Origin of the sequence: Virgibacillus halodenitrificans JCM 12304 (genome assembly GCF_001310895.1) — a bacterium.
Lineage (GTDB): Bacteria > Bacillota > Bacilli > Bacillales > Amphibacillaceae > Virgibacillus_Q > Virgibacillus_Q halodenitrificans.
The window spans coordinates 84,248-104,714 of sequence record NZ_BAZS01000008.1 but is presented as its reverse complement, the minus strand read 5'-3'; the positions used below and the strand labels follow the sequence as shown (position 1 = coordinate 104,714).

General features: G+C 37.1%; 21 protein-coding genes and 1 pseudogene. 16 read left to right on the top strand and 6 right to left on the bottom strand.

Translation table 11 applies throughout. The features are described from left to right. Positions 1-29 precede the first annotated feature (29 nt). Positions 30-668: a tRNA (guanosine(46)-N7)-methyltransferase TrmB gene (trmB, locus tag JCM12304_RS06770; protein ID WP_060679256.1), complete on the top strand. Its 639-nt coding sequence runs from the start codon at positions 30-32 to the stop codon at positions 666-668. A 256-nt stretch (positions 669-924) separates the two neighbouring features. Here trmB and JCM12304_RS19525 read toward each other — a convergent pair whose 3' ends face one another. Then, complete coding sequence (locus JCM12304_RS19525; protein ID WP_060679254.1) at positions 925-1,173, bottom strand: hypothetical protein; 249 nt, start codon at positions 1,171-1,173, stop codon at positions 925-927. A 194-nt stretch (positions 1,174-1,367) separates the two neighbouring features. On the opposite strand from JCM12304_RS19525, the gene JCM12304_RS06760 reads away from it, so the two are divergent. Further along, positions 1,368-2,222, top strand: coding sequence for a YtnP family quorum-quenching lactonase (locus JCM12304_RS06760; protein ID WP_060679252.1), 855 nt, complete (start codon positions 1,368-1,370; stop codon positions 2,220-2,222). A 39-nt stretch (positions 2,223-2,261) separates the two neighbouring features. Here JCM12304_RS06760 and JCM12304_RS06755 read toward each other — a convergent pair whose 3' ends face one another. Then, positions 2,262-2,576, bottom strand: coding sequence for a PepSY domain-containing protein (locus JCM12304_RS06755; protein ID WP_019378173.1), 315 nt, complete (start codon positions 2,574-2,576; stop codon positions 2,262-2,264). A gap of 178 nt (positions 2,577-2,754) precedes the next feature. On the opposite strand from JCM12304_RS06755, the gene JCM12304_RS06750 reads away from it, so the two are divergent. Next, positions 2,755-3,822: a M42 family metallopeptidase gene (locus JCM12304_RS06750; protein WP_060679250.1), complete on the top strand. Its 1,068-nt coding sequence runs from the start codon at positions 2,755-2,757 to the stop codon at positions 3,820-3,822. 109 nt (positions 3,823-3,931) lie between these two features. Then, a complete protein-coding gene (locus JCM12304_RS06745) occupies positions 3,932-4,438 on the top strand; it encodes a DUF84 family protein (protein ID WP_060679248.1) in 507 nt (168 codons plus the stop codon). Positions 4,439-4,470: 32 nt separating this feature from the next. On the opposite strand, the gene JCM12304_RS06740 is transcribed toward JCM12304_RS06745, so the two are convergent. Beyond that, the gene (locus JCM12304_RS06740; RefSeq protein WP_060679246.1) at positions 4,471-4,911 is read right to left on the bottom strand and encodes a YtoQ family protein; all 441 of its coding nucleotides are present in this window, start codon (positions 4,909-4,911) and stop codon (positions 4,471-4,473) included. 186 nt (positions 4,912-5,097) lie between these two features. Between JCM12304_RS06740 and JCM12304_RS06735 the strand changes: the two genes are divergently transcribed. The 12 genes and pseudogenes from JCM12304_RS06735 (at position 5,098) to motS (ending at position 17,369) form a co-directional block, all read left to right on the top strand. Continuing rightward, positions 5,098-5,415, top strand: coding sequence for a thioredoxin family protein (locus tag JCM12304_RS06735; RefSeq protein WP_060679244.1), 318 nt, complete (start codon positions 5,098-5,100; stop codon positions 5,413-5,415). Positions 5,416-5,447: 32 nt separating this feature from the next. Further along, the gene (locus JCM12304_RS06730; RefSeq protein WP_060679243.1) at positions 5,448-6,251 is read left to right on the top strand and encodes a DUF1444 domain-containing protein; all 804 of its coding nucleotides are present in this window, start codon (positions 5,448-5,450) and stop codon (positions 6,249-6,251) included. A 16-nt stretch (positions 6,252-6,267) separates the two neighbouring features. Next, positions 6,268-6,876 (top strand): YtpR family tRNA-binding protein, encoded by a 609-nt coding sequence (gene ytpR / locus JCM12304_RS06725; RefSeq protein ID WP_019378167.1) that lies wholly within the window; start codon positions 6,268-6,270, stop codon positions 6,874-6,876. Positions 6,877-6,991: 115 nt separating this feature from the next. Beyond that, positions 6,992-9,318, top strand: a pseudogene (locus tag JCM12304_RS06720) (DNA translocase FtsK). Positions 9,319-9,415: 97 nt separating this feature from the next. Further along, entirely contained in the window at positions 9,416-10,528 is a 1,113-nt protein-coding gene (locus JCM12304_RS06715; RefSeq protein ID WP_060679241.1) for a nicotinate phosphoribosyltransferase, read from the top strand. 124 nt (positions 10,529-10,652) lie between these two features. Then, positions 10,653-11,954: a UDP-N-acetylmuramate--L-alanine ligase gene (gene murC / locus JCM12304_RS06710; RefSeq protein WP_019378164.1), complete on the top strand. Its 1,302-nt coding sequence runs from the start codon at positions 10,653-10,655 to the stop codon at positions 11,952-11,954. A gap of 308 nt (positions 11,955-12,262) precedes the next feature. After that, positions 12,263-12,667: a DUF948 domain-containing protein gene (locus JCM12304_RS06705; protein ID WP_060679239.1), complete on the top strand. Its 405-nt coding sequence runs from the start codon at positions 12,263-12,265 to the stop codon at positions 12,665-12,667. Between the two features lie 23 nt (positions 12,668-12,690). Beyond that, positions 12,691-13,122 carry a YtxH domain-containing protein gene (locus JCM12304_RS06700; protein WP_019378162.1) on the top strand — a complete coding sequence of 144 codons (432 nt, stop codon included), beginning with the start codon at positions 12,691-12,693 and terminating at the stop codon, positions 13,120-13,122. Between the two features lie 349 nt (positions 13,123-13,471). After that, on the top strand, positions 13,472-14,560 hold the full coding sequence (locus JCM12304_RS06695; RefSeq protein ID WP_019378161.1) for a bifunctional 3-deoxy-7-phosphoheptulonate synthase/chorismate mutase: 1,089 nt from the start codon (positions 13,472-13,474) through the stop codon (positions 14,558-14,560). 154 nt (positions 14,561-14,714) lie between these two features. Continuing rightward, entirely contained in the window at positions 14,715-15,710 is a 996-nt protein-coding gene (ccpA, locus tag JCM12304_RS06690) for a catabolite control protein A (protein ID WP_019378160.1), read from the top strand. A gap of 56 nt (positions 15,711-15,766) precedes the next feature. Then, positions 15,767-16,591, top strand: a complete 825-nt coding sequence (gene motP, locus JCM12304_RS06685) for a flagellar motor protein MotP (protein ID WP_060679237.1) — start codon at positions 15,767-15,769, stop codon at positions 16,589-16,591. Next, a complete protein-coding gene (gene motS, locus JCM12304_RS06680) occupies positions 16,581-17,369 on the top strand; it encodes a flagellar motor protein MotS (protein ID WP_019378158.1) in 789 nt (262 codons plus the stop codon). Before motP ends, motS begins: the two co-directional genes overlap by 11 nt. 237 nt (positions 17,370-17,606) lie before the next feature. On the opposite strand, the gene JCM12304_RS06675 is transcribed toward motS, so the two are convergent. From JCM12304_RS06675 to JCM12304_RS06665, 3 genes are read right to left on the bottom strand one after another with little or no spacing between them, the layout of a single operon-like run. After that, positions 17,607-18,764 carry an acetoin utilization protein AcuC gene (locus tag JCM12304_RS06675; RefSeq protein ID WP_060679235.1) on the bottom strand — a complete coding sequence of 386 codons (1,158 nt, stop codon included), beginning with the start codon at positions 18,762-18,764 and terminating at the stop codon, positions 17,607-17,609. Beyond that, on the bottom strand, positions 18,761-19,414 hold the full coding sequence (locus tag JCM12304_RS06670; protein ID WP_019378156.1) for an acetoin utilization AcuB family protein: 654 nt from the start codon (positions 19,412-19,414) through the stop codon (positions 18,761-18,763). Before JCM12304_RS06670 ends, JCM12304_RS06675 begins: the two co-directional genes overlap by 4 nt. Further along, positions 19,415-20,068: a GNAT family N-acetyltransferase gene (locus tag JCM12304_RS06665; RefSeq protein ID WP_019378155.1), complete on the bottom strand. Its 654-nt coding sequence runs from the start codon at positions 20,066-20,068 to the stop codon at positions 19,415-19,417. Positions 20,069-20,467 lie beyond the last annotated feature (399 nt).

Below are 20,467 nucleotides of genomic sequence, written 5' to 3'. Positions count from 1 at the left end.
ATAATTCAAAGAGTAAAAGAGGTGGACATATGAGGCAACGGAATAAGCCATGGGCGGATGACTTTTTACAAGAAAAGAAGCATATTGTATTGCAGAATCCAAACCAGTATCATAATAATTGGAAAGAATTTTTTGGTAATAACAACCCCATCCATGTAGAAATAGGCACGGGGAAAGGACAGTTTATTACGGGAATGGCTAAACAGTTTCCGAATATAAATTTTATAGGTATTGAACTTGCTAAGAGTATAGTAGTTGCAGCTGCTCAAAAAGTAATGGAGGCAGGACAAGATAATGTAGTGCTTTTAAATGAAAATGCAGCGGATCTTCTAGAAATCTTTGCGGAAAACGAACTGGATACCATTTACTTAAATTTTTCTGATCCATGGCCAAAAAATAGGCATGAAAAAAGAAGATTGACCTATCGTACGTTTTTAGAACAATATGAGAAAGTACTTCATCCTAAGGGAGAAATTGTTTTCAAAACCGATAATAGAGGTCTATTTGAATATTCATTAGTAAGCTTTTCTCAGTATGGGATGAAATTAGAAGAAGTGCTTTTGGATCTTCATGCACATGAAGACCCTACAAATATAATGACAGAATATGAAGAGAAGTTTTCTGCAAAAGGCCAGCAGATCTATCGTTGTAAAACTACTTTCAAATAGTAAAAAAGGAACCTGAAAAGGGTTCCTTTTTTATTGCTTACTTTCATGTTCTAATATATATGTTGGGGTTATTCAATGATTCGGAAAATAGATAAACTATGAACTAACTAAGAATATAGAGGCTGCGTAAATCACCGCTACGGGGAAATATTCCGCTTTCCGCGGGCGGCTGATGAGCCTCCTCACGCTATTGGGCGTTCCGGGGTCTCATCGAGGCCTCTCCTCCCGCAGGAGTCTCCATATTTCCCCTTCGCTACTATTTATTATTATATCTAGGAAGAAAATTTGCGTTCGCATACTCCGAGAATGTGCTGGATACCAATTGATTGGAGTGAAATGCGGCGACTCCTGCCGGAATAGGATGAGGCGAAGACCCTGGACGGAGCGTAGCGGAGGAAGCGGCTGAGGCCATGCCGGCGGAAAGCGTCCGCATGCAACGGAAATCAATGGGGCTTACCTCTTCAACTATTTCAATGAGCTTTCCAGCAACACAGTTATTTTCCATAATCTAAACACGAATAGTTACTTCGGAGTTTCCTCCAACTGCGCATAATAAGGCTATCATTTTAGCAGCCAGCTTTTAAGTAAGATTCTTTAACGTATTTTGTGCCAAATACTTTAAATAAGGAATGCTGCTTGTTAGCGTTTACAGTGTGTTTTTGCTACACTTGGTCCTGTATAGATAAGGGAGGCAGACAAATGGAGAAACTTCAAGTTGGAAGAGCAAAATTGACCTGGTTGAGTGGTGGTGTGAATTTTCTCGACGGTGGGGCCATGTTCGGTGTTGTGCCAAAAGCACTTTGGAGCAAAAAATATCCTCATAATGAAAAAAATCAGATAGAATTACGCACCGATCCTATTTTGTTGCAGATAGATAACAAAAATTATCTAATTGACACTGGCATGGGAAATAATAAATTAAATGAGAAGCTATTACGTAATTTTGGTGTACTGGAAGAATCCTATTTAGAAAGCTCCTTGGCAAATTTAGGGCTTACTGTAGATGATATTGATGCTGTATTAATGACACATTTACATTTTGATCATGCTTGTGGTTTAACAAGACCCGAGGGTAATACATACGAATCTGTTTTTAAAAATGCCACTATTTATACTTCTGCAGTAGAATGGAATGAAATGAAAAATCCCAATATACGTTCGGTAAATACCTATTGGAAAATGAATTGGGAACCTATAGTAGATCAAGTAGAGACATTTGATACTGAGTTGGAAATCACTGAAGGATTAAAGATGGTGCATACCGGGGGACACAGTGACGGTCATTGTATACTAACTTTTACGGATGGAGAAGAATACTTTATCCATATGGCGGATTTAATGCCAACACATGCTCACCAAAACAAGTTATGGGCCCTGGCCTATGATGACTATCCTGTTACTTCCGTTCATGAGAAAGAAAAATGGATGAATAAGGGCTATAAAAAAGAAGCATGGTACACGTTCTACCATGATGCGTATTTCCGTGCTATTAAGTTTAATCAAGAAGGAAATAAGGTAGACGAAGTAGCACGAGAAAGATATGAATATAAATAATACAAAACATGGATTGAGTTTCCATGCGTTTTGTATTATTTAGGCAGTTTGAATTGTGTCAATTACAGCACCGGTTTCCACATCTACATAAAACTCGTACTGCATGTTTTCTCCATCTTTGTTTCTGGTTACTCCACCGCGATAAGCATTGTACATTAGACCATTTCTTTCTACTTCTTCTGGCTTCATATAGATCCAGGAACCGCTGATAGGTCCATTTTTCTTAAAGGTTTCTTTTGCTTTTTTTAAAGCCTTTTCAGGAGTGATTTTTTGATAGTTATCCAGCTGCTGTTTTGCTACATATCCAACTGCAACACCTACACCAGCTGCAAGAACTGCTTTTTTTACATTCATTCTTGTCACCTCTTGCTATATATTTTTAATTCCAGATTCCTATAGTAGCGCTTAATTTAGTATAACGCATCATTGATAAAATAGAAAATAATATACCAATATGAGCGAATAGTGGAAAAAGCAAAAAGTTTTCCGTTATACTTAAATTTAGTACATAGTATATCCAGGAGGGAAACTCATGAATAAAGAAACGATGGACCTTTTTAAAAATTTAACAGAATTACAAGGAGCACCAGGAAATGAACACCGTGTAAGAACTTTTATGAAGAAAGAATTGGAAACGTATGCTGATTCCGTTATACAGGATAATCTTGGTGGGGTATTCGGTGTCCGTGAGGGTCAGGGGCCAAGAGTAATGGTCGCGGGTCACATGGATGAAGTAGGCTTTATGGTTACACAGATAACTAAAAATGGGATGATACGTTTTCAGACACTTGGTGGCTGGTGGAGTCAGGTACTTCTTGCACAGCGAGTACAAATCATGACAGAAGCAGGTCCGGTAATTGGTGTAATTGGTTCCATACCACCACATAACTTAACAGAAGAACAACGAAAAAAGCCAATGGAAATGAAGAATATGCTTATCGATATCGGTGCAGATGATAAAGAAGATGCAGAAAAGATAGGTGTTCGACCAGGTCAATCTATCTTACCTGTTACACCTTTTACACCAATGTCCAATGAAAAAAAGATTCTTGCAAAAGCTTGGGATAATCGCTATGGCTGTGGGTTAGCTATAGAACTGCTAAAAGAATTACAAGGGGTAACACTTCCAAATAAACTGTACTCAGGTGCTACCGTGCAGGAAGAAGTTGGCCTTCGTGGTGCTCAAGTAGCTGCAAATATGATTAATCCGGACATATTCTATGCGTTGGATGCGTCTCCGGCGAACGATGCTTCTGGCGATAAGGAAGCGTTTGGACAATTGGGCAAGGGTGCCTTACTGCGGATTTTTGACCGGTCAATGATTACGCACAGAGGTATGAGAGAGTTTATTCTGGATACAGCTGAATCAAACAATATACCATATCAATATTTCATATCTCAAGGAGGCACAGACGCTGGGCGTGTGCACTTGGCAAATGACGGCGTCCCATCGGCAGTTGTAGGAATCTGTTCCCGTTATATCCATACGCATGCTTCCATCATTCACGTAGATGATTATGCCGCTGCAAAAGAATTAATTGTTAAGCTAGTGAAAGAGACAGATCAAAATACTGTAGATCAAATTCGTAAAAATAGTTAAGGTTTTCTAGTGCTAGCAGGTTAAATAAAGACGCCTTCGAGGTAAGTGCAGTATATGCTTAAGTATTATGAATGTCTTGATAAGACAAAGCTAAGAAGGATGATAATAATTGAATATATTAATTGGTTCAAAAAATCCCACGAAGGTGGCTGCAGTTAAGAATGTATTCCCAAATGTTGAAGTAAAAGGTGTAAACGTTGCTTCTCTCGTGTCCGACCAGCCTTTTTCTGATGAAGAAACAAGAGAAGGTGCAATTAAACGTGCGAAAAATTGTCTCATTGAACACTCGGGCACATTAAGTATAGGACTCGAAGGTGGAGTTATGTATGTAGATGGACAACTGTTTTTATGCAATTGGGGTGCGTTAATCACTGCAGAAGGAAAAATCCATACGGCAAGTGGAGCGAGAATAGCGCTTCCTTCTACCATTGATCGACAGTTGAAGCAAGGTATAGAACTTGGAGTAATAATGGATGATTATGCCAAAAGACAGGAAGTACGTAATAATGAAGGTGCCATTGGCATATTTACGAATGATCTAGTATCACGTCAATTGATGTTTGAGCATGTAGTAATGCTCTTAAAAGGTCAATGGGAATATAGTCAAAATCATTAAAAGCAGCGGACATATCCGCTGCTTTTTGCTTTTTATTCAAAGATATAGCTTAGAACATCTAAAGCTTGGTCGATAGTTTCAACTGTCACGGTTGCCTTGTTAGACAACTCCTTTAAAGGGTGAATAAGTTCTTCTGGCCTAACAATAATAGTGGGCTTGTTCATTGTAATTGCTGTGCTTGCATCCATTGCTGTATTCCACTGTTTATATTTCTCACCAAATAACGCAATTACGATATCAGACTTTTGCATAAGCACCTGCGTGCGCAAATTATTAATACTTGAAGCAGCATCATCACGATACAGTTTTCCAGGTTGCTCACCTAGAATTGCTTCTCCAATATCATCTGAACGATCGTGATTTGTTTGTGGGGCAACAAATTGTAGTGGTAGCCCTTTTTCATTTGCTTTCTGTGTTACCTTTTCTCTCCAATCATCGTGAATTTGACCAGCTAAATAAACGGTTAATTCCATATTATCCCTCCAAATAATTCATGTACCTTAATAGTAAACAATATTTGAAAGATTGCCAAGAAAACAGCCGTTAGATTGTAATGAAGATGTTTATAATACAGACTATTGATTGTTTGCTTATCCCGATTCTTGATATTTGAAAGGTGAGAGCAACAAAGATATGATAATTACAGGAGATGATAAAAAATGAAAAAACCAGAAACTATTGAACAATTAAATGAATGGATAAATCAAGAAAAAGTTGTATTATATTTTACGGCAGGATGGTGCCCGGATTGTGTGGTAATTGAGCCAGTCTTACCGGAAATAGAAGAAAAATTCCAAGCCTATACATTTATCAAAGTAGACAGGGATGAATTTATTGACATATGTCAGCAGTATGACGTTTTTGGTATACCAAGTTTTATAGCATTAGCAGAAGGCAAGGAATTAGGACGGTTTGTAAGTAAGAACAGGAAGAGTCAAGAAGAGATCGAAACATTTTTAAGTGATTTGCCAGGATAGTTTATCACTAAATAGAAGAAGGAGAAAAGATTATGAAAATGACATCTTTAAAATTAAAGAAAATACTTGATGATAAATTAGCAAACGACAATTATCGTACCAGCTATAACCGGGATAAAGATACATTTCGGATTGAGTGGAAGGAAAGCAGAAGAGGTATGACTATTACGCTTCCGAATGTTGTAGCAAAATATAATACACGAGGAGAAGCTGCAATTGAAGAACTGGTAGACCATATTAATGAGGCTTTAAGAATTATGAATGAAGAACACCAATTGACAGGTATGGAAAAGCATATTTTTCCTGTTATACGAGCAACTTCATTTCCAACCACCACCAAATCAGAAATAAAACTGGTTTATAAAGAGCATACTGCTGAGACGAGAGTTTATTATGCGCTTGATTTAGGGAAATCTTATCGCTTAATTGATGAAGATTTATTAGAAAAAGAAGGTTGGAATAAAGATAGAATCGATGAGATTGCTACTTTCAATTTAAGATCCTTGGAGACGGAGTATAAAATGGATCGGGTAGCCGACAACAATTTTTATTTTTTTGCCAAACAGGACGGTTATGACGCGAGTCGTATACTTAATGAAGCATTACTAGAAGAAATGAAAGCAAACAGTTCAGGAGAATTGGCTATCGCAGTCCCACATCAGGATGTGTTAATAATAGCTGACATACAGAACAAAACAGGGTATGATATATTAGCACAAATGACAATGAAGTTCTTTGCCGAAGGGCGAATACCGATCACTTCGTTACCATTTGTTTATGAAAATAAAGAATTAGAGCCGATTTTCATTCTTGCAAAAAACAAACCCGAAAAATAAAGAAAGGATGACTAAAATGGATGTATTTTACAACCCTAAAGGCGTAGGTGATGTGCTATTAATCCCTATAGAGGAGGGCGATCGTTATGAACGCTCTTACACTAAACATGGAGATGTTGTTCGTATTACAAACAAAAATGATAAGGTTTTTGGATATAATATTTTTCAGGCTTCCAGCCACTTTGATCTTAACCAAACTGGGAAAATACAATTAACTGAGGATTTGTTAGAAGAAATAAAGAAACAATTTAAACAAAATAATATAAACGATTCTTTGGATTTTGATCTTAGTCCCAAATTTGTTGTCGGCCATGTCATTAGCAAGGAAGTACATGAAAATGCTGATAAACTGAGTGTTTGTCAAGTAGATGTTGGGAACGAAACATTGCAAATTGTATGTGGAGCACCAAATGTGGACGTAGAGCAAAAAGTAGTTGTAGCAAAGGTAGGAGCAACTATGCCAAGTGGATTGAAAATTAAACCGACAGAATTAAGAGGGGTACCTTCGAATGGTATGATATGTTCGCAAAAAGAATTGGGTATGCCAAATGCCCCTAAAGAGAAAGGAATTTATGTCTTAGATGACAATGTAGAGGTCGGAAAGGAATTCTCTTTAACAACCTAAGTACTTCAGGTTGTTTTTCTTTTGTACTTTCTATTTTCTAACCAAATTTGGATCGAAAACTGCTAAAATAGGATAAAAGCAATTTTTAAATAGAAAAGAGAAATGAGTGAATGATATGTGGCAACGATGGAAAGACAAAATAAAATCATTTTTTACAGAAGAAATTGAAGAGCAAGAATACATTGAAGAACAAAAGTATGTTATGAATAATTCCAGGCAACAACATCAACCAGAAGCTAGAATGGTTTATCGTTATCCGGAAAGAAAATCGTTTCGTTTTCCAGTGATACCGGATGATTCAAAGAAAATGGAACGAAATACAGAACCGAAAAGGAAACGTAATACAGAAAGAAATATAGATATGGAGAAACAAAAACCAAAACCAAGTACAGAATCATCAATACGAAAGATACAACCTTCCATACAAAAAAGGAAAGCCGCTGACTATGAAAGAAAAAGTCAAAGTACCACCAGTGGATGGAAGTCGAGGGAGAGCGGGAACAAGGTATATAAAAAAGATTCCCAACCGTTCACACCTACAGAGGTTCCTTCTCCAATCTATGGTTTCCAGCCTAGGAAGCAAGAAAAAATAATTGAAGATGTGCCAGCATTTCAACGTAAAAAAGAGAAACTATTGGAAGAAACTAATTTGTCTTCTCACATAGAGCCTAATCATAAGGTGGATACATACAAGGAGAGCGAAAACTACTTACACCAGTTGGATGAACCGCAAGAGTTAATTCAATTGGAAGAGGATAATTTATCAATTGACCAAAGTCATAGAGAAATAGAAGTGGAGGAGAAGTTGGAAAACGAATCCGAGTTAATACCTGAAACGGAAACAGAAACAGTATCTCCACTGAAAGAAAGCGAAAAGAAAGAAACAGCAACAGCAAAATCGAATAGCCAACAAGAAAAAAGAGAAAACAAGGAATCAAAGCATGTACCGTTCAATGTTATGATGACACCCAGAGACAAAAAGAATTTGTTAGATAAACATAAAAAAACACAAGAGTCCTCCAAAACGATAAAAAAAGAAGTAGCTATTCCTCATCATTTGTTAAATGATCCAGTGGTTAAGAATAGTGAGGATCATATATGGGTCGAACAACAGAAAGAATTATTGGAACAAACATTAAAGCATTTTAATGTACGTGCTAAAGTAGTTAATGCTACACAAGGGCCTTCTGTCACGCGGTTTGAAGTACAACCTGAGCTAGGTGTGAAAGTTAGCAAAGTGAAAAACCTTAGTGATGATTTAAAATTAAATATGGCTGCGAAGGATATTCGAATTGAGGCACCAATCCCAGGCAGAAATACAATTGGGATTGAGATTCCTAATCTAAAAGCTGAAATGGTGGGCCTTCAGAGTATATTTGATTCAGAAGAATTTAGTCAAAGTAGTTCTCCATTAACAATTGCGTTGGGATTAAGTATTGAAGGGAAACCACTAATTACAAACATTCAAAAGATGCCCCACGGACTAATAGCTGGAGCTACAGGATCAGGGAAAAGTGTTTGTATTAATACAATTTTAATTAGCTTAATATACAAAGCAAGTCATGAAGATGTAAAGTTTATGTTAATTGATCCTAAAATGGTCGAATTAGCGCCATATAATGGAATTCCTCATCTGGTTTCACCTGTAATTACAGATGTTAAGGCTGCAACTGCTGCGTTGAAGTGGGCAGTTAGTGAAATGGAAGACCGATATGAAAAATTTGTGCAAGAAGGCGTTCGAGACATTGAGCGATATAATCAAAAGGTTAAAAAACAAGGAAGAGCACATGAGAAAATGCCTTATATTGTAATAGTTATTGACGAACTGGCAGATCTTATGATGGTCTCCCCTCAAGACGTAGAGGATTCGATTAGCCGTATTGCGCAAAAAGCCAGGGCCTGTGGCATTCATTTGTTGCTCGCAACACAACGACCTTCTGTTGATGTAATAACTGGCTTAATTAAAGCGAATATTCCTACCAGAATTGCTTTCAGCGTTTCTTCCCAGGTTGATTCAAGAACCATCCTTGATACGAGCGGGGCTGAAAAGCTGCTCGGAAAAGGAGATATGCTCTTTATAGAGAACGGAACAGGTAAGAGTATTCGTCTACAAGGTCCATTTGTGTCGGATGATGAAATAGAGCGGGTCACCAATTTTGCAAGAAACATTGCCGAACCAAATTATTTATTCGAGCAGGAACAATTATTGGAGCAAATCACCATGGATGAAGAAGAAGATGAACTACTTCAAGAAGCCATTGATTTTATAGTTGAACATAATAGTGCCAGTACTTCCCTTCTGCAACGACATTTTAAAATAGGTACAATCGCGCTGCAAGGCTGATTGATACACTTGAACAAAGAGGTATGATTTCGGGGCAAAATGGGAGTAAACCCAGAGAAGTTCTAATTACAAATTCCCAGTTGGATGAAATAAGGTAGTTTTTAGTAGTATAAGTGGATTATTCTTGTTTCATGATATATTTTTATATATCATTAGAAGAAATGGAAAACAATAACCTTTATAAGGAGAAACATAATGAAAGAAATCACTCAAAAGTTAGAAGGGAAAATTAATCGGCTTACAAATAAAACATTTAAATTCGATGAACGAATAAAGGAAGGCTGGTTTTCTGCAGTTTATTTTTTAAAGACAAAAGAAATTGCTGAAAATAAGTTGCCTGATAACTATGTCACTATGCAATTTTTTCAAAAAGAAAATGCTGTTCTATGTGGAACGGACGAAGCTATTGCTTTGCTGCATACTTTCGCGGAAAATCCTGAAACGCTTGAAATCCACTCCTTAAAAGATGGAGACAGAATAGGTCCTTATGAATCAGTACTTACCGTCTCAGGAGCATATCAACAATTCGGTTTTCTGGAAGGGATTATTGACGGAATATTGGGAAGAAGAACATCTGTGGCTACAAATGTATACAATGTTGTAAAAGCGGCGAGAACATCCGGAAAACAGAAGCCCGTCATATTTATGGGAGATCGAGATGATCACTATACCCAACAGGCTGGTGACGGCTATGCTGCATTTATCGGAGGTTCTACTGCACAGGCTACACATGCAATGAATGAATGGTGGGGGAAAAAGGGAATGGGCACGATGCCCCACGCATTGATTCAAATGTTCCGTGGAGATATTGTTGCTGCATCAAAGGCCTATCATGAAATGTACCCAGAGGACGACCTTGTTGCATTAGTCGATTACAATAATGATGTAATTACAGATTCCTTAAAAGTAGCCCATGAATTTGGAAAGGACTTGCAGGCTGTTCGCATTGATACATCAAGAACATTGGTGGATAAATACTTTTTAAGAAACCATCATTTAATGGGCACGTTTGATCCTAGAGGAGTAAATCCGGAATTAACGTTTGCTTTGCGAAAAGCACTTGATGACGAAGGTTTTAGCCATGTGAGAATTATGCTTAGTGGGGGCTTTACAGAGAGTCGTATTACCCATTTTGAAAAATTAGGTGTACCTGTTGATATGTATGGAGTAGGAGGAAGTCTTTTAAAGATCAATATTGGTTTTACAGGTGACAATGTATTGTTAAATGGTTCACCTGAAGCAAAAGAAGGAAGAAGATTCCGCCCAAATCCTCGTTTGGAAAAGGTGACGATGAACCAAGCTGATTAACAGACAAACCCCCTATTCTATTTCAATCCATTATTTGATATAATAAAACGATAGTTGACAAAATTACTATTGAAAATATGGATAATTAATTTGATTTTCAGGTACAATTTGGAGGTTCTTTTTTATGACAACTTACCATTTTATTGGTATAAAGGGGACTGGAATGAGTGCACTAGCCCACATACTCCATGATTCTGGAGAAACTGTGCAGGGGTCAGATGTAGAAAAGCAATTTTTTACACAGGAAGCACTTGAAGAGAAAAATATTCCTATTTACCCTTTTTCAGAAACCAACATCAAAGAAAATTTCACGGTGATCGCAGGTAATGCATTTTCTGATGATCATATTGAAATACAAGAAGCTAAAAAACAAGGTGTTACGTTTTATAGGTATCATGAATTTTTAGGAGAATGGCTAAAACAATATACAAGTATTGCAGTAACTGGAGCTCATGGTAAAACGTCTACAACAGGCCTGCTTGCACATGTGCTTAATGAAAGCTTTCCTATCTCTTACCTTATAGGTGATGGTACAGGTAAGGGTCATGTAGACAGTAAGTATTTTGTCTTCGAAGCTTGCGAATATCGCCGACACTTTTTGAGTTATGAACCGGATTATGCGATCATGACGAATATTGATTTCGATCATCCTGATTATTTTACAAGTGTTGAAGATGTTTTTCAGGCCTTCCAGTCAATGGCAGATCGTGTTAAAAAAGGGATAATCGCTTGTGGTGATGATGACCAACTACAACAAATCCATGCTAAAGTTCCGGTTGTTTATTATGGTTTTGCTGCTACAAATGATTTCCAAGCTCAAAATATAACGGAAACTCCTGAAGGAACTCAGTTTGACGTTTTTGTTAGAAATACGTATTACGATACATTCCAAATCCCCATGTTTGGCGAGCATAACGTGTTAAATGCATTATCTGTTATAGCTATTTGTCATTATGAAGGGATTAAGGCAGAACACATTAAAAATTTAAGCACGTTTAAAGGTGTTAAGAGAAGATTTACCGAGAAAAAACGAGGTAACCAGATACTTATTGATGATTACGCACATCATCCAAAAGAAATAACTGCGACGATTAACTCGGCTAGAAAAAAATATCCTCATAAAGAAATTGTGGCGATTTTTCAACCACATACTTTTACAAGAACAAAAACGTTTTTACAGGAATTTGCTGATAGCTTAAATGAGGCAGATCATGTATACTTGTGTGATATTTTTGGTTCTGCGAGGGAAGAAACTGGTAAATTAACTATTAACGATCTACTTAAACTTATCCAAAATGGGAAGGTACTGGAATTATCAAAAACCGAAGTGCTTTCCGAATTTAATGACAGTGTACTTATTTTTATGGGTGCTGGGGATATTCAGAAGTTCCAGGCAGCATATGAAGAAAATAGTCCGGTAAAATAACTCAAATTAGAGAGCCTGCCATGTTGCAGACTCTCTTTTTAATTGGCTCGGCACAATGAAATTCGTATCATATAGGAGGATATCTAATTGATAGAATTTCAACAAAACCAAACTCATTAGAAGGAAATTAGATATAGTTGTCGAAATAATGTATAGAAAGATAATTTTTATGGGAGAATAGAAGGTTTGATATTTTCTTTGCAGGGTATTATTAAAAAAGGTTGTTTTTTGGTATACTAACAACAGGTTCGACACAAAAAGCCTCTGACACAGCATATTCCAACATAAGACAAGGAGTGAACATGAAAATGGAAATTTTAGGATACATAGCTGCAATTATTGCTGCATTGGCGTTCGTAGTACTAGTTGTATATGTTATTATCACATTAAAAGCAACAAAAGAAACTCTTAACAATGTATCGGAAACAATGACTAATTTAGAAAAGCAAATGCAGGGTGTTACTAGTGAAACAACAGAACTGCTTGTCAAAACAAATAAGTTGGCAGACGATGTCAATTATAAGTCAAGTAAGTTAAATGGTTTATTTGACGGAGCCAAAGGTATTGGTGATACTGTAAAGGATTTTAATGATTCCTTAAAACAATTATCTGAAAGCATTAGACGGACATCAAAAGAAAATCCGGAAAAAGCTGCTCAAGCAATTAAATGGGGCTCTGCAATGATGGACTTATGGAAAAAGAAAAATAAATAAAATGTTTAAGAGGAGGAATTAGAATGGAAGAGACAAAAAATAGTAATAGTAATATTAACACAAAAGATTTTATTATCGGCACATTAATCGGTGGTATAGTGGGAGTTTTTGCTGCCTTATTATTTGCTCCTAAAAGCGGAAAAGATCTGAGAAGTGATATTAATGAGGGTGCCTACCAAATGAAAGGAAAAGCTTCCGAGTTTAAAGACACTGCCCAAGAAAAAGGTTACCACTGGAAAGATAAGGCATATACCACCGGATCTGAGCTTAAGAGAAGAGCAATGGACACGACTTCTCAGTTAACTAAAAATGCCTCTGATAAAACTAAAGAATTAACGAAGACTGTTCAAAGCAAGCTACAGGATAAACGTACTAAAGAAGATGAAGCATTAGAGGCTGCCGAAGAAGTTGCTGAGGCAATCGAGGAAGCTGCAGAAGAAATGAAAACAAAATAATCCAGAAAATGACTGTTCTCTTGTAGAGCAGTCTTTTTTCATTGTTAACCATAGTACTTTGTGGTTGGCGGTAATTTCTATTAATGAACTAGCTTTTTAAGCTACTTTTACTTTAGCTGCATTCCATTGAGATAAAAATTAAATAGAAGGCTCTATTAAAGCCTGTCGAAGCTGGCTAAGTTACTTACGCTTTTGATATAAATAAAGGAAGTAAAGGCTCGAGAAAGATAAATAACAAAAAAATTTTGCTTAAATAAAAATTTCCCATCGACAATGAGAAGTATTTTAGCTATAATTGTCTCTAATTATTAAAAAATTGTGATCAAATACGTAAGAGGAGGAAGATTAGATGAAAGATTTAGAGCAGTTGAGAGAACAATTGGATGATGTGAACTTAGAGATTTTGAAGCTAATTAACCAGCGAGCATTACTTGTACAGGATATTGGCCAAATCAAAACAAAGCAAAGTATGAAGCGTTTTGATCCAGTAAGGGAAAGAGATATGCTTGATCAAATCACTTCACAAAATGATGGACCATTTGAAAAAGCAACAATTGAACATATTTTTAAAGAAATATTCAAAGCAAGTTTAGAGCTGCAGGAAGATGATCATCGAAAAGCTTTGCTTGTTTCCCGTAAAAAGAAGCCGGAAGATACTATCATTGATATTAAAGGAGCTAAAATTGGGGATGGCAATACTCATTACGTTATAGGGCCTTGTGCAGTAGAAAGCTATGAACAGGTTGAAAAGGTAGCTGCCGCTGTGAAAAGCAAAGGGATTAAATTATTACGTGGGGGCGCATTCAAACCTAGAACATCACCATATGACTTCCAAGGGTTAGGGATTGAAGGGCTGCAAATTCTAAAGCGTGCTGCAGATAAACATGGACTGGCTGTTGTAAGTGAAATTGTTAACCCTGCTCATATTGAAGAAGCTCTTGATTATGTTGACGTAATCCAAATTGGAGCTAGAAATATGCAAAACTTTGAATTATTGAAAGCTGCAGGAGACGTGAATAAACCTGTATTATTAAAACGGGGGCTTTCTGCTACTATTTCTGAATTTATTAATGCAGCTGAATACATTAATTCAAGAGGAAATGGAAATATCATTCTTTGTGAACGTGGCATACGTACATATGAGAAGGCGACTAGAAATACATTGGATATCTCGGCGGTTCCAATTCTAAAGCAAGAAACCCATTTACCGGTCATGGTAGACGTAACGCATTCAACAGGAAGAAGAGATTTACTACTACCAACTGCTAAAGCCGCACTTGCAATTGGCGCAGATGGAGTAATGGCAGAGGTTCACCCAGATCCAGCTGTTGCATTATCTGATTCTGCTCAACAGATGGACATACCAATGTTTGATCATTTTATTGAAGAATTAAAAGAAATGGATCAACGAATTAAATTGGTTGGAGAAAAAAATTAATCTTCTCAGATTCAACATTTAATGCTACTTTTCTATTTAAAGGCTGTTCAACCTAGTTGAATTAGCCTTTAAATTTTTGTATTTTTTTTCGGAGTAGAGTATGATAAAGAAAATAGAGGACGATTTGTCATGTTAACTAGGAGGTAGAGTAAGAATGAATATAACAATTTATGATGTAGCAAGAGAGGCAAACGTATCCATGGCAACGGTTTCCCGTGTAGTTAACGGTAACCCCAATGTGAAGCCTACAACAAGAAAAAAAGTATTAGCAACTATTGAGAGATTAGGCTATCGTCCTAATGCAGTAGCAAGAGGGCTCGCGAGCAAAAAAACGACAACCGTCGGTGCAATTATTCCTGATATCTCAAGTATCTTCTTTGCTGAGTTAGCAAGAGGAATTGAAGATATCGCAACAATGTATAAATATAATATTATACTAAGCAACTCTGACCAAAATAAGGATAAAGAGCTTCAATTAATAAATACAATGCTGGAAAAACAAGTAGATGGCATTATTTTTATGGGTGGAGACATTACAGAAGAACATGTGCAGCAATTTAAAACATCTTCAGTTCCTGTGGTACTTGCTGCTACTTACGATGAAAATGAAGACATACCATCCGTAAATATAGATTATGAAGAAGCAGCCTATGAAGCAACCAAATTTCTAATAGAACAGGGTAATAAGCAGCCTGCTTTTGTATCGGGACAGGAAGATACTCATATTAGCCTTTTGAAATATAATGGATACCGACGTGCAATCGACGAATCCGGAACTAAGATAGATGAGGAAAGAATAGTTAAAGGAGATTATTCTTATGACTCTGGAATAGAAGCGATTAATCACTTACTGCAGTTAGAAGAAAAGCCAACTGCTGTTTTTGTTGCTTCAGATGAAATGGCATTAGGAGTTATACATGGTGCCCAGGATAAAGGCTACAAGGTTCCGGAAGATATTGAAGTATTCGGATTTGATAACACAAGACTTGCTACAATGGTACGTCCTACACTTTCAACCATTGTTCAACCAATGTATGATATTGGCGCAGTCGCTATGCGATTGTTAACGAAGTTTATGAATAAGGAAGAGGTTACAGATCAAAAGGTAGTTTTACCTCATCGAATTGAAAAAAGAAATTCAACAAAATAGAACTTATGCCGATATAAGAATTAGAATCAATTCTACACGGTTTGGGGAGAGAAAATATGAGAAAACGAGATATATTGACTCCGATCGGCATAACGTTAGGTTTTATTATGATCATGCTAGCAATAATGTCCAAGGGAGGTACCTCAGGCGCCTCTCTTTTTCTAGACATATCATCAATCTTTATTGTGATTGGTGGTTTAATTGCTTCTATGTTAATTAATTTTAAAATGGAACAAATAAAGCTGACTAACAAAATAATTAGTGAAGCATTCCATAAAAACGATCTAAAATTACCTGAGCTTATTAGTTTGTTTATCCGATTGTCTGAGCGAGCCAGAAGAGAAGGGCTTCTCGCACTCGAGAACGAATTAGAAGAGGTGGAAGATCCTTTTATTCGTAAAGGAATCTTACTTGCTGTTGATGGCATTGAACCCGAGGTAATCAAGGATATTATGAATGCAGAGATAACTGCAATGGAAGATAGACATTATAGAGGAAGAACACTTGTTGAAAAGGCGGGTGAGTATGCACCAGCCTGGGGGATGATTGGTACATTAGTGGGGCTTGTGCTCATGTTAAATAACCTTCAGGACCCCACAGCCTTAGGACCAAGCATGGCTGTAGCATTGCTAACAACATTGTATGGTACGGTGCTTGCAAATTTAGTATTTGTACCCATGGCAAGTAAGTTGGAAACGAAAACGGAAGAAGAAGTTTTTATTAAACAAATTATTATTGAAGGTGTTATTGGTGTTCAATCCGGCCAAAACCCGCGTATTTTAGAAGAGAAGCTTAGTGCATTTCTCCCCAACGATGTAAAAGACAAACAAGAAGAACAAGAGGACGCTGGCTTCGTGGGGGAAAAAATTAATGAAGCGTAGGGGAATCAAAAAAAGGCAAAATAATGGTGCGCCAAAGTGGATGGTTACATATTCAGACATGGTTACACTGATTTTAGTATTTTTTATTTTATTGTTTTCCATGTCACAAATTGATTTGGTAAAGTTTGATGCGATATCTGAATCCTTTCGAAATCGCATGATATTTGATTTTTATCCATCACCAGTACCAATGGAGAATCCAACACAAAGCTCCAGTGAAAAAGAAACAGGTAAAGACTCGAATGAGTTTGAGGCTCCAACAGAAATAGAAGAGGAACAGTTAGAGATGTCGGAAACTGAGTCACTAAATGGACTAATGGATGAAATAGAGAAATATCTAGATAAAAATGAATTAAATAATGTGATTTCTGCTAATAGAACTGAAAGAGGCGTTGTTTTAGTATTGCAGGAGAAAATTCTTTTTGATTCCGGAGAAGCTAATATCATCGATGGCGGTAAACCGTTCCTTAATAAGATAGGTTCATTGTTAAAAAAGATGCCCAATCAGGTGAAAGTAGAAGGTCACACGGACAGCAGGCCAATTTCAAATTATCGCTATCCCTCTAACTGGGAACTCTCAGGGGCACGTGCAAGTAGTGTAATAAGATATCTTATTGATAAGAATCAATTCGATGAATCCCGTTTTTCTTCTGTTGGTTATGCAGATACCAGGCCTTTAGTGCCAAATACTTCTTCGGTTAATTGGAAAAAGAATAGAAGAGTCGAGATAGTAATTCTAGATGAGGAAGCTACAATAAAAGAAGGAGATAACTCTTAAAAGTTATCTCCTTCTTTTATTGTAGAAAAATCGAAGTATAAGATTCTCCCTACGTATTTATTACCAGGAGGCGAGCATGCTTCTAGCCGCTTCATCAAAAACCTTCCAAGACAAAGACCGCCATTTTGGTTTCTTTCTTAAATGTAAAGGGAAGCCTGCATGACAGTGGGGCGAGTAAACGCAGCCCCATAGGGTGGCTAGTTTAGCAGTCTATCTTATTTTAAGAAAACTGTATTCTTAGGTCCTTTTTTTCGTGTATTTTAACAGACTTTCTAATAGTTTAGCATTTTTTTCAGTGATCTCTGTTTTTCGTGGAATATTTGGTACTATATCATCTGGATCATGCCAATATGAAGGCAGATTAACCGGAGATTGTTGCTGCCATCGAGATAACCAAGTAGCAGGAAGCATACCGGTTGCTGGTTTACCTGTAGCCATCACATTCCAAACTTGAGACCAAGCCCGTGGTACGACACGCCAAATATCGTAGCCTCCACCGCCAACTGCAATCCATTTTCCATCACAGTATTGATGTGCTAACTCATGTGCCAACAATGGAATTTGTTCATAAATTTTCATTGTAGCACATAAATGTGTCAAAGGATCAAGACAATGCGCATCAGCTCCATTTTGAGAGACAATAACATCTGGCTGAAAGAAATCCGTAATTTCCCTTAAAGCAGTTTCATAAACTTGGAGGAAGGAATCATCTTCGGTGAATGCGTCTATTGGCAGATTGAATGAATAACCATGCCCTTCTTTTATACCCCTCTCATTTACATTACCTGTTCCAGGAAACAAATATCTGCCGGTTTCATGTATAGAGAACGTGCAAACATTAGGATCATCATAAAAAGCCCATTGAACACCGTCACCATGATGTGCGTCTGTATCGATATAGAGCACCTTTAAGTTGTATTTCTCTCTAATGTACTTTATTGCTACAGCACTGTCATTGTAAATGCAAAATCCTGCTGCTTTTCTTTTAAATCCATGATGAAGTCCACCACCTAGGTTAAGGGCATGTTGGCTTTTTCCAGTTAAAACTTCATCTACTGCCGTTAATGTCCCGCCTACTAAATAACTTGACGCATCATGCATACCAGGGAAAATAGGTGTATCTTCTGTTCCCAATCCGTACTCAAATCCATCTTCTGATGCAAGTTTACCATTACCTGCTTTTTTTACTGCATCAATATAGACAGGATCGTGAAATAATGCTAATTCTTCCTCTGTGGCCATACGTGGAGGAATAATCTGGGATTCACTTAAATAATCCATTTCATCAAGTAATTCTTTTGCCATGAGAACTCGTTTTTGATTGAATGGATGATCTTCATTAAAATGATAGTTCAGGAATTCTTTAGCGAATACAAAAGCTGACTTGCACGTCATAGCTTTGGCTCCGGTACATTATTTGGCCACATTAACTCAAAGCCTGCAGTGCGGAGATCATTTATAATTGGTAGCGGATTCATAGTTTGAATACGGAAAACTAGTATCTTATAATTTGGATCATTTTTAAAAGGGTACACCAGGACAGAAATTATATTGGTTTTTCTTTTTCCAAAAACTGCGGTAACCTCAGGTAATATGCCGGGACGATGGGGTACTTTTACTTCAATATGGGAACCTTGTGTGTGTGTACCTGTTAATTGAATTAATGTATGAAGCATATCTTTTTCAGTTACTATCCCAACAAGTTTATTGTTGTCTCTTACCACTGGAAGTGCTGCAAATTCTTCATCATAAAAAACGCGCGCAATTTCCTCTACGAAATCCAGAGGATGTATTGTTATAACGGGTGTGCTCATAATTGTTTGGATTTCATTTTCAAGTTCCTCTGATATTGAATTTGTATCAAATACCGAAGGACTAGCATCGCGAACGTCCCGATCGGAGACGATTCCAATAACTTGATATTCTTCATTCACAATGGGGATATGTCTGATTCTATGCTTTTGCAATAATTGTAAAGCTTCAGCAATGGTAGCAGTTGGCGGCAAAGTAACCACGGATGTTTTCATTATTTCTTCAACTAGCACTTATAACCCCTCCCTCATATTACGATATTGATGTCTTTTCAAAAAACGCAAGGTATCGAATCTTTCTACAGAGGCCTGGGATACATTTTTGCCAATGCGCACCATTAGACAATTTGCCGGATGGGATATTATTTCAGGATCGTCTGTGGGGGCTGGTACAAGACCTCCAGCAGCCATCATCTTTTCCATTACTTTCCGATAATCCCAAATACTTAGCCGGGTTCTGTCAAGATCCCAATGCCAGTAATACTCTGTAGAGATAACGATATAATTCTCCATATATTCATCTAACATGGAGACCTTTAATAAATTGGATGCAATTTTCGCCCCCCGGTAGGCAGGGATAACTTCTATAGCTCCCAATTCAATGAGTTCTTCCATTTTAAACTCAGACCATCTTTCCAGAGGATCTGGATGTAAATAGGTTACATATCCAACTATCGTGTCTTCTGTACGTGCAATGATAAGGCGTCCTTCCGGGAAATCAGCTATACTTTGGATAGCTTCAAACTGTTTAGGTGCTGGACGGAATGCGGTTAAATGTTCATGAAATTGGTATTTTTTTAATTCACCCGAGGATAAAGGACCTTCAATGGTAATTGTTTCGTCTGCTGTGTGCTTAGTTAGGGAATGATAGTTTTTCGTGTGCTCCAATCATTTCACCACCTGTTTAAAATAATGTTTAGATTACTGTACGCTTATGTTCATTATACTAGATAAAGCTATATAATTTTAGTTATTTATGGAATTTGTTGAAATTATCTCACATATGATAAGCAGATTCATTATTAGAAGCTTGATAATTTTTTAGGCCAAAATATGATTTATCGTTAAAAATTTTGCGTAGTTGGAGGGAAATGCGAAGTAGAGCGGGGACTATCAGCAGAAGAGCGAGATAATCTGCCGGAGAATGAGTTAATCAGCTGCAGAACGAAGCAATCCGCCGGAGAGAAAATTAATCGTCAGGAGAGCGAAATAATCCGCCGGGACCATTTACAAACAACCAAGTTACGTCGGAGTTTATATATAATCCGTAGTTACTAATTTAGACAC

Excerpts from the sequence above, each read along its gene's own strand:
- trmB (WP_060679256.1), top strand. The coding sequence starts at position 30 with ATGAGGCAACGGAATAAGCCATGGGCGGATGACTTTTTACAAGAAAAG.
- JCM12304_RS19525 (WP_060679254.1), bottom strand. The coding sequence starts at position 1,173 with ATGGAAAATAACTGTGTTGCTGGAAAGCTCATTGAAATAGTTGAAGAG.
- JCM12304_RS06760 (WP_060679252.1), top strand. The coding sequence starts at position 1,368 with ATGGAGAAACTTCAAGTTGGAAGAGCAAAATTGACCTGGTTGAGTGGT.
- JCM12304_RS06755 (WP_019378173.1), bottom strand. The coding sequence starts at position 2,576 with ATGAATGTAAAAAAAGCAGTTCTTGCAGCTGGTGTAGGTGTTGCAGTT.
- JCM12304_RS06750 (WP_060679250.1), top strand. The coding sequence starts at position 2,755 with ATGAATAAAGAAACGATGGACCTTTTTAAAAATTTAACAGAATTACAA.
- JCM12304_RS06740 (WP_060679246.1), bottom strand. The coding sequence starts at position 4,911 with ATGGAATTAACCGTTTATTTAGCTGGTCAAATTCACGATGATTGGAGA.
- JCM12304_RS06735 (WP_060679244.1), top strand. The coding sequence starts at position 5,098 with ATGAAAAAACCAGAAACTATTGAACAATTAAATGAATGGATAAATCAA.
- JCM12304_RS06730 (WP_060679243.1), top strand. The coding sequence starts at position 5,448 with ATGAAAATGACATCTTTAAAATTAAAGAAAATACTTGATGATAAATTA.
- ytpR (WP_019378167.1), top strand. The coding sequence starts at position 6,268 with ATGGATGTATTTTACAACCCTAAAGGCGTAGGTGATGTGCTATTAATC.
- JCM12304_RS06715 (WP_060679241.1), top strand. The coding sequence starts at position 9,416 with ATGAAAGAAATCACTCAAAAGTTAGAAGGGAAAATTAATCGGCTTACA.
- murC (WP_019378164.1), top strand. The coding sequence starts at position 10,653 with ATGACAACTTACCATTTTATTGGTATAAAGGGGACTGGAATGAGTGCA.
- JCM12304_RS06705 (WP_060679239.1), top strand. The coding sequence starts at position 12,263 with ATGGAAATTTTAGGATACATAGCTGCAATTATTGCTGCATTGGCGTTC.
- JCM12304_RS06700 (WP_019378162.1), top strand. The coding sequence starts at position 12,691 with ATGGAAGAGACAAAAAATAGTAATAGTAATATTAACACAAAAGATTTT.
- JCM12304_RS06695 (WP_019378161.1), top strand. The coding sequence starts at position 13,472 with ATGAAAGATTTAGAGCAGTTGAGAGAACAATTGGATGATGTGAACTTA.
- ccpA (WP_019378160.1), top strand. The coding sequence starts at position 14,715 with ATGAATATAACAATTTATGATGTAGCAAGAGAGGCAAACGTATCCATG.
- motP (WP_060679237.1), top strand. The coding sequence starts at position 15,767 with ATGAGAAAACGAGATATATTGACTCCGATCGGCATAACGTTAGGTTTT.
- motS (WP_019378158.1), top strand. The coding sequence starts at position 16,581 with ATGAAGCGTAGGGGAATCAAAAAAAGGCAAAATAATGGTGCGCCAAAG.
- JCM12304_RS06675 (WP_060679235.1), bottom strand. The coding sequence starts at position 18,764 with ATGACGTGCAAGTCAGCTTTTGTATTCGCTAAAGAATTCCTGAACTAT.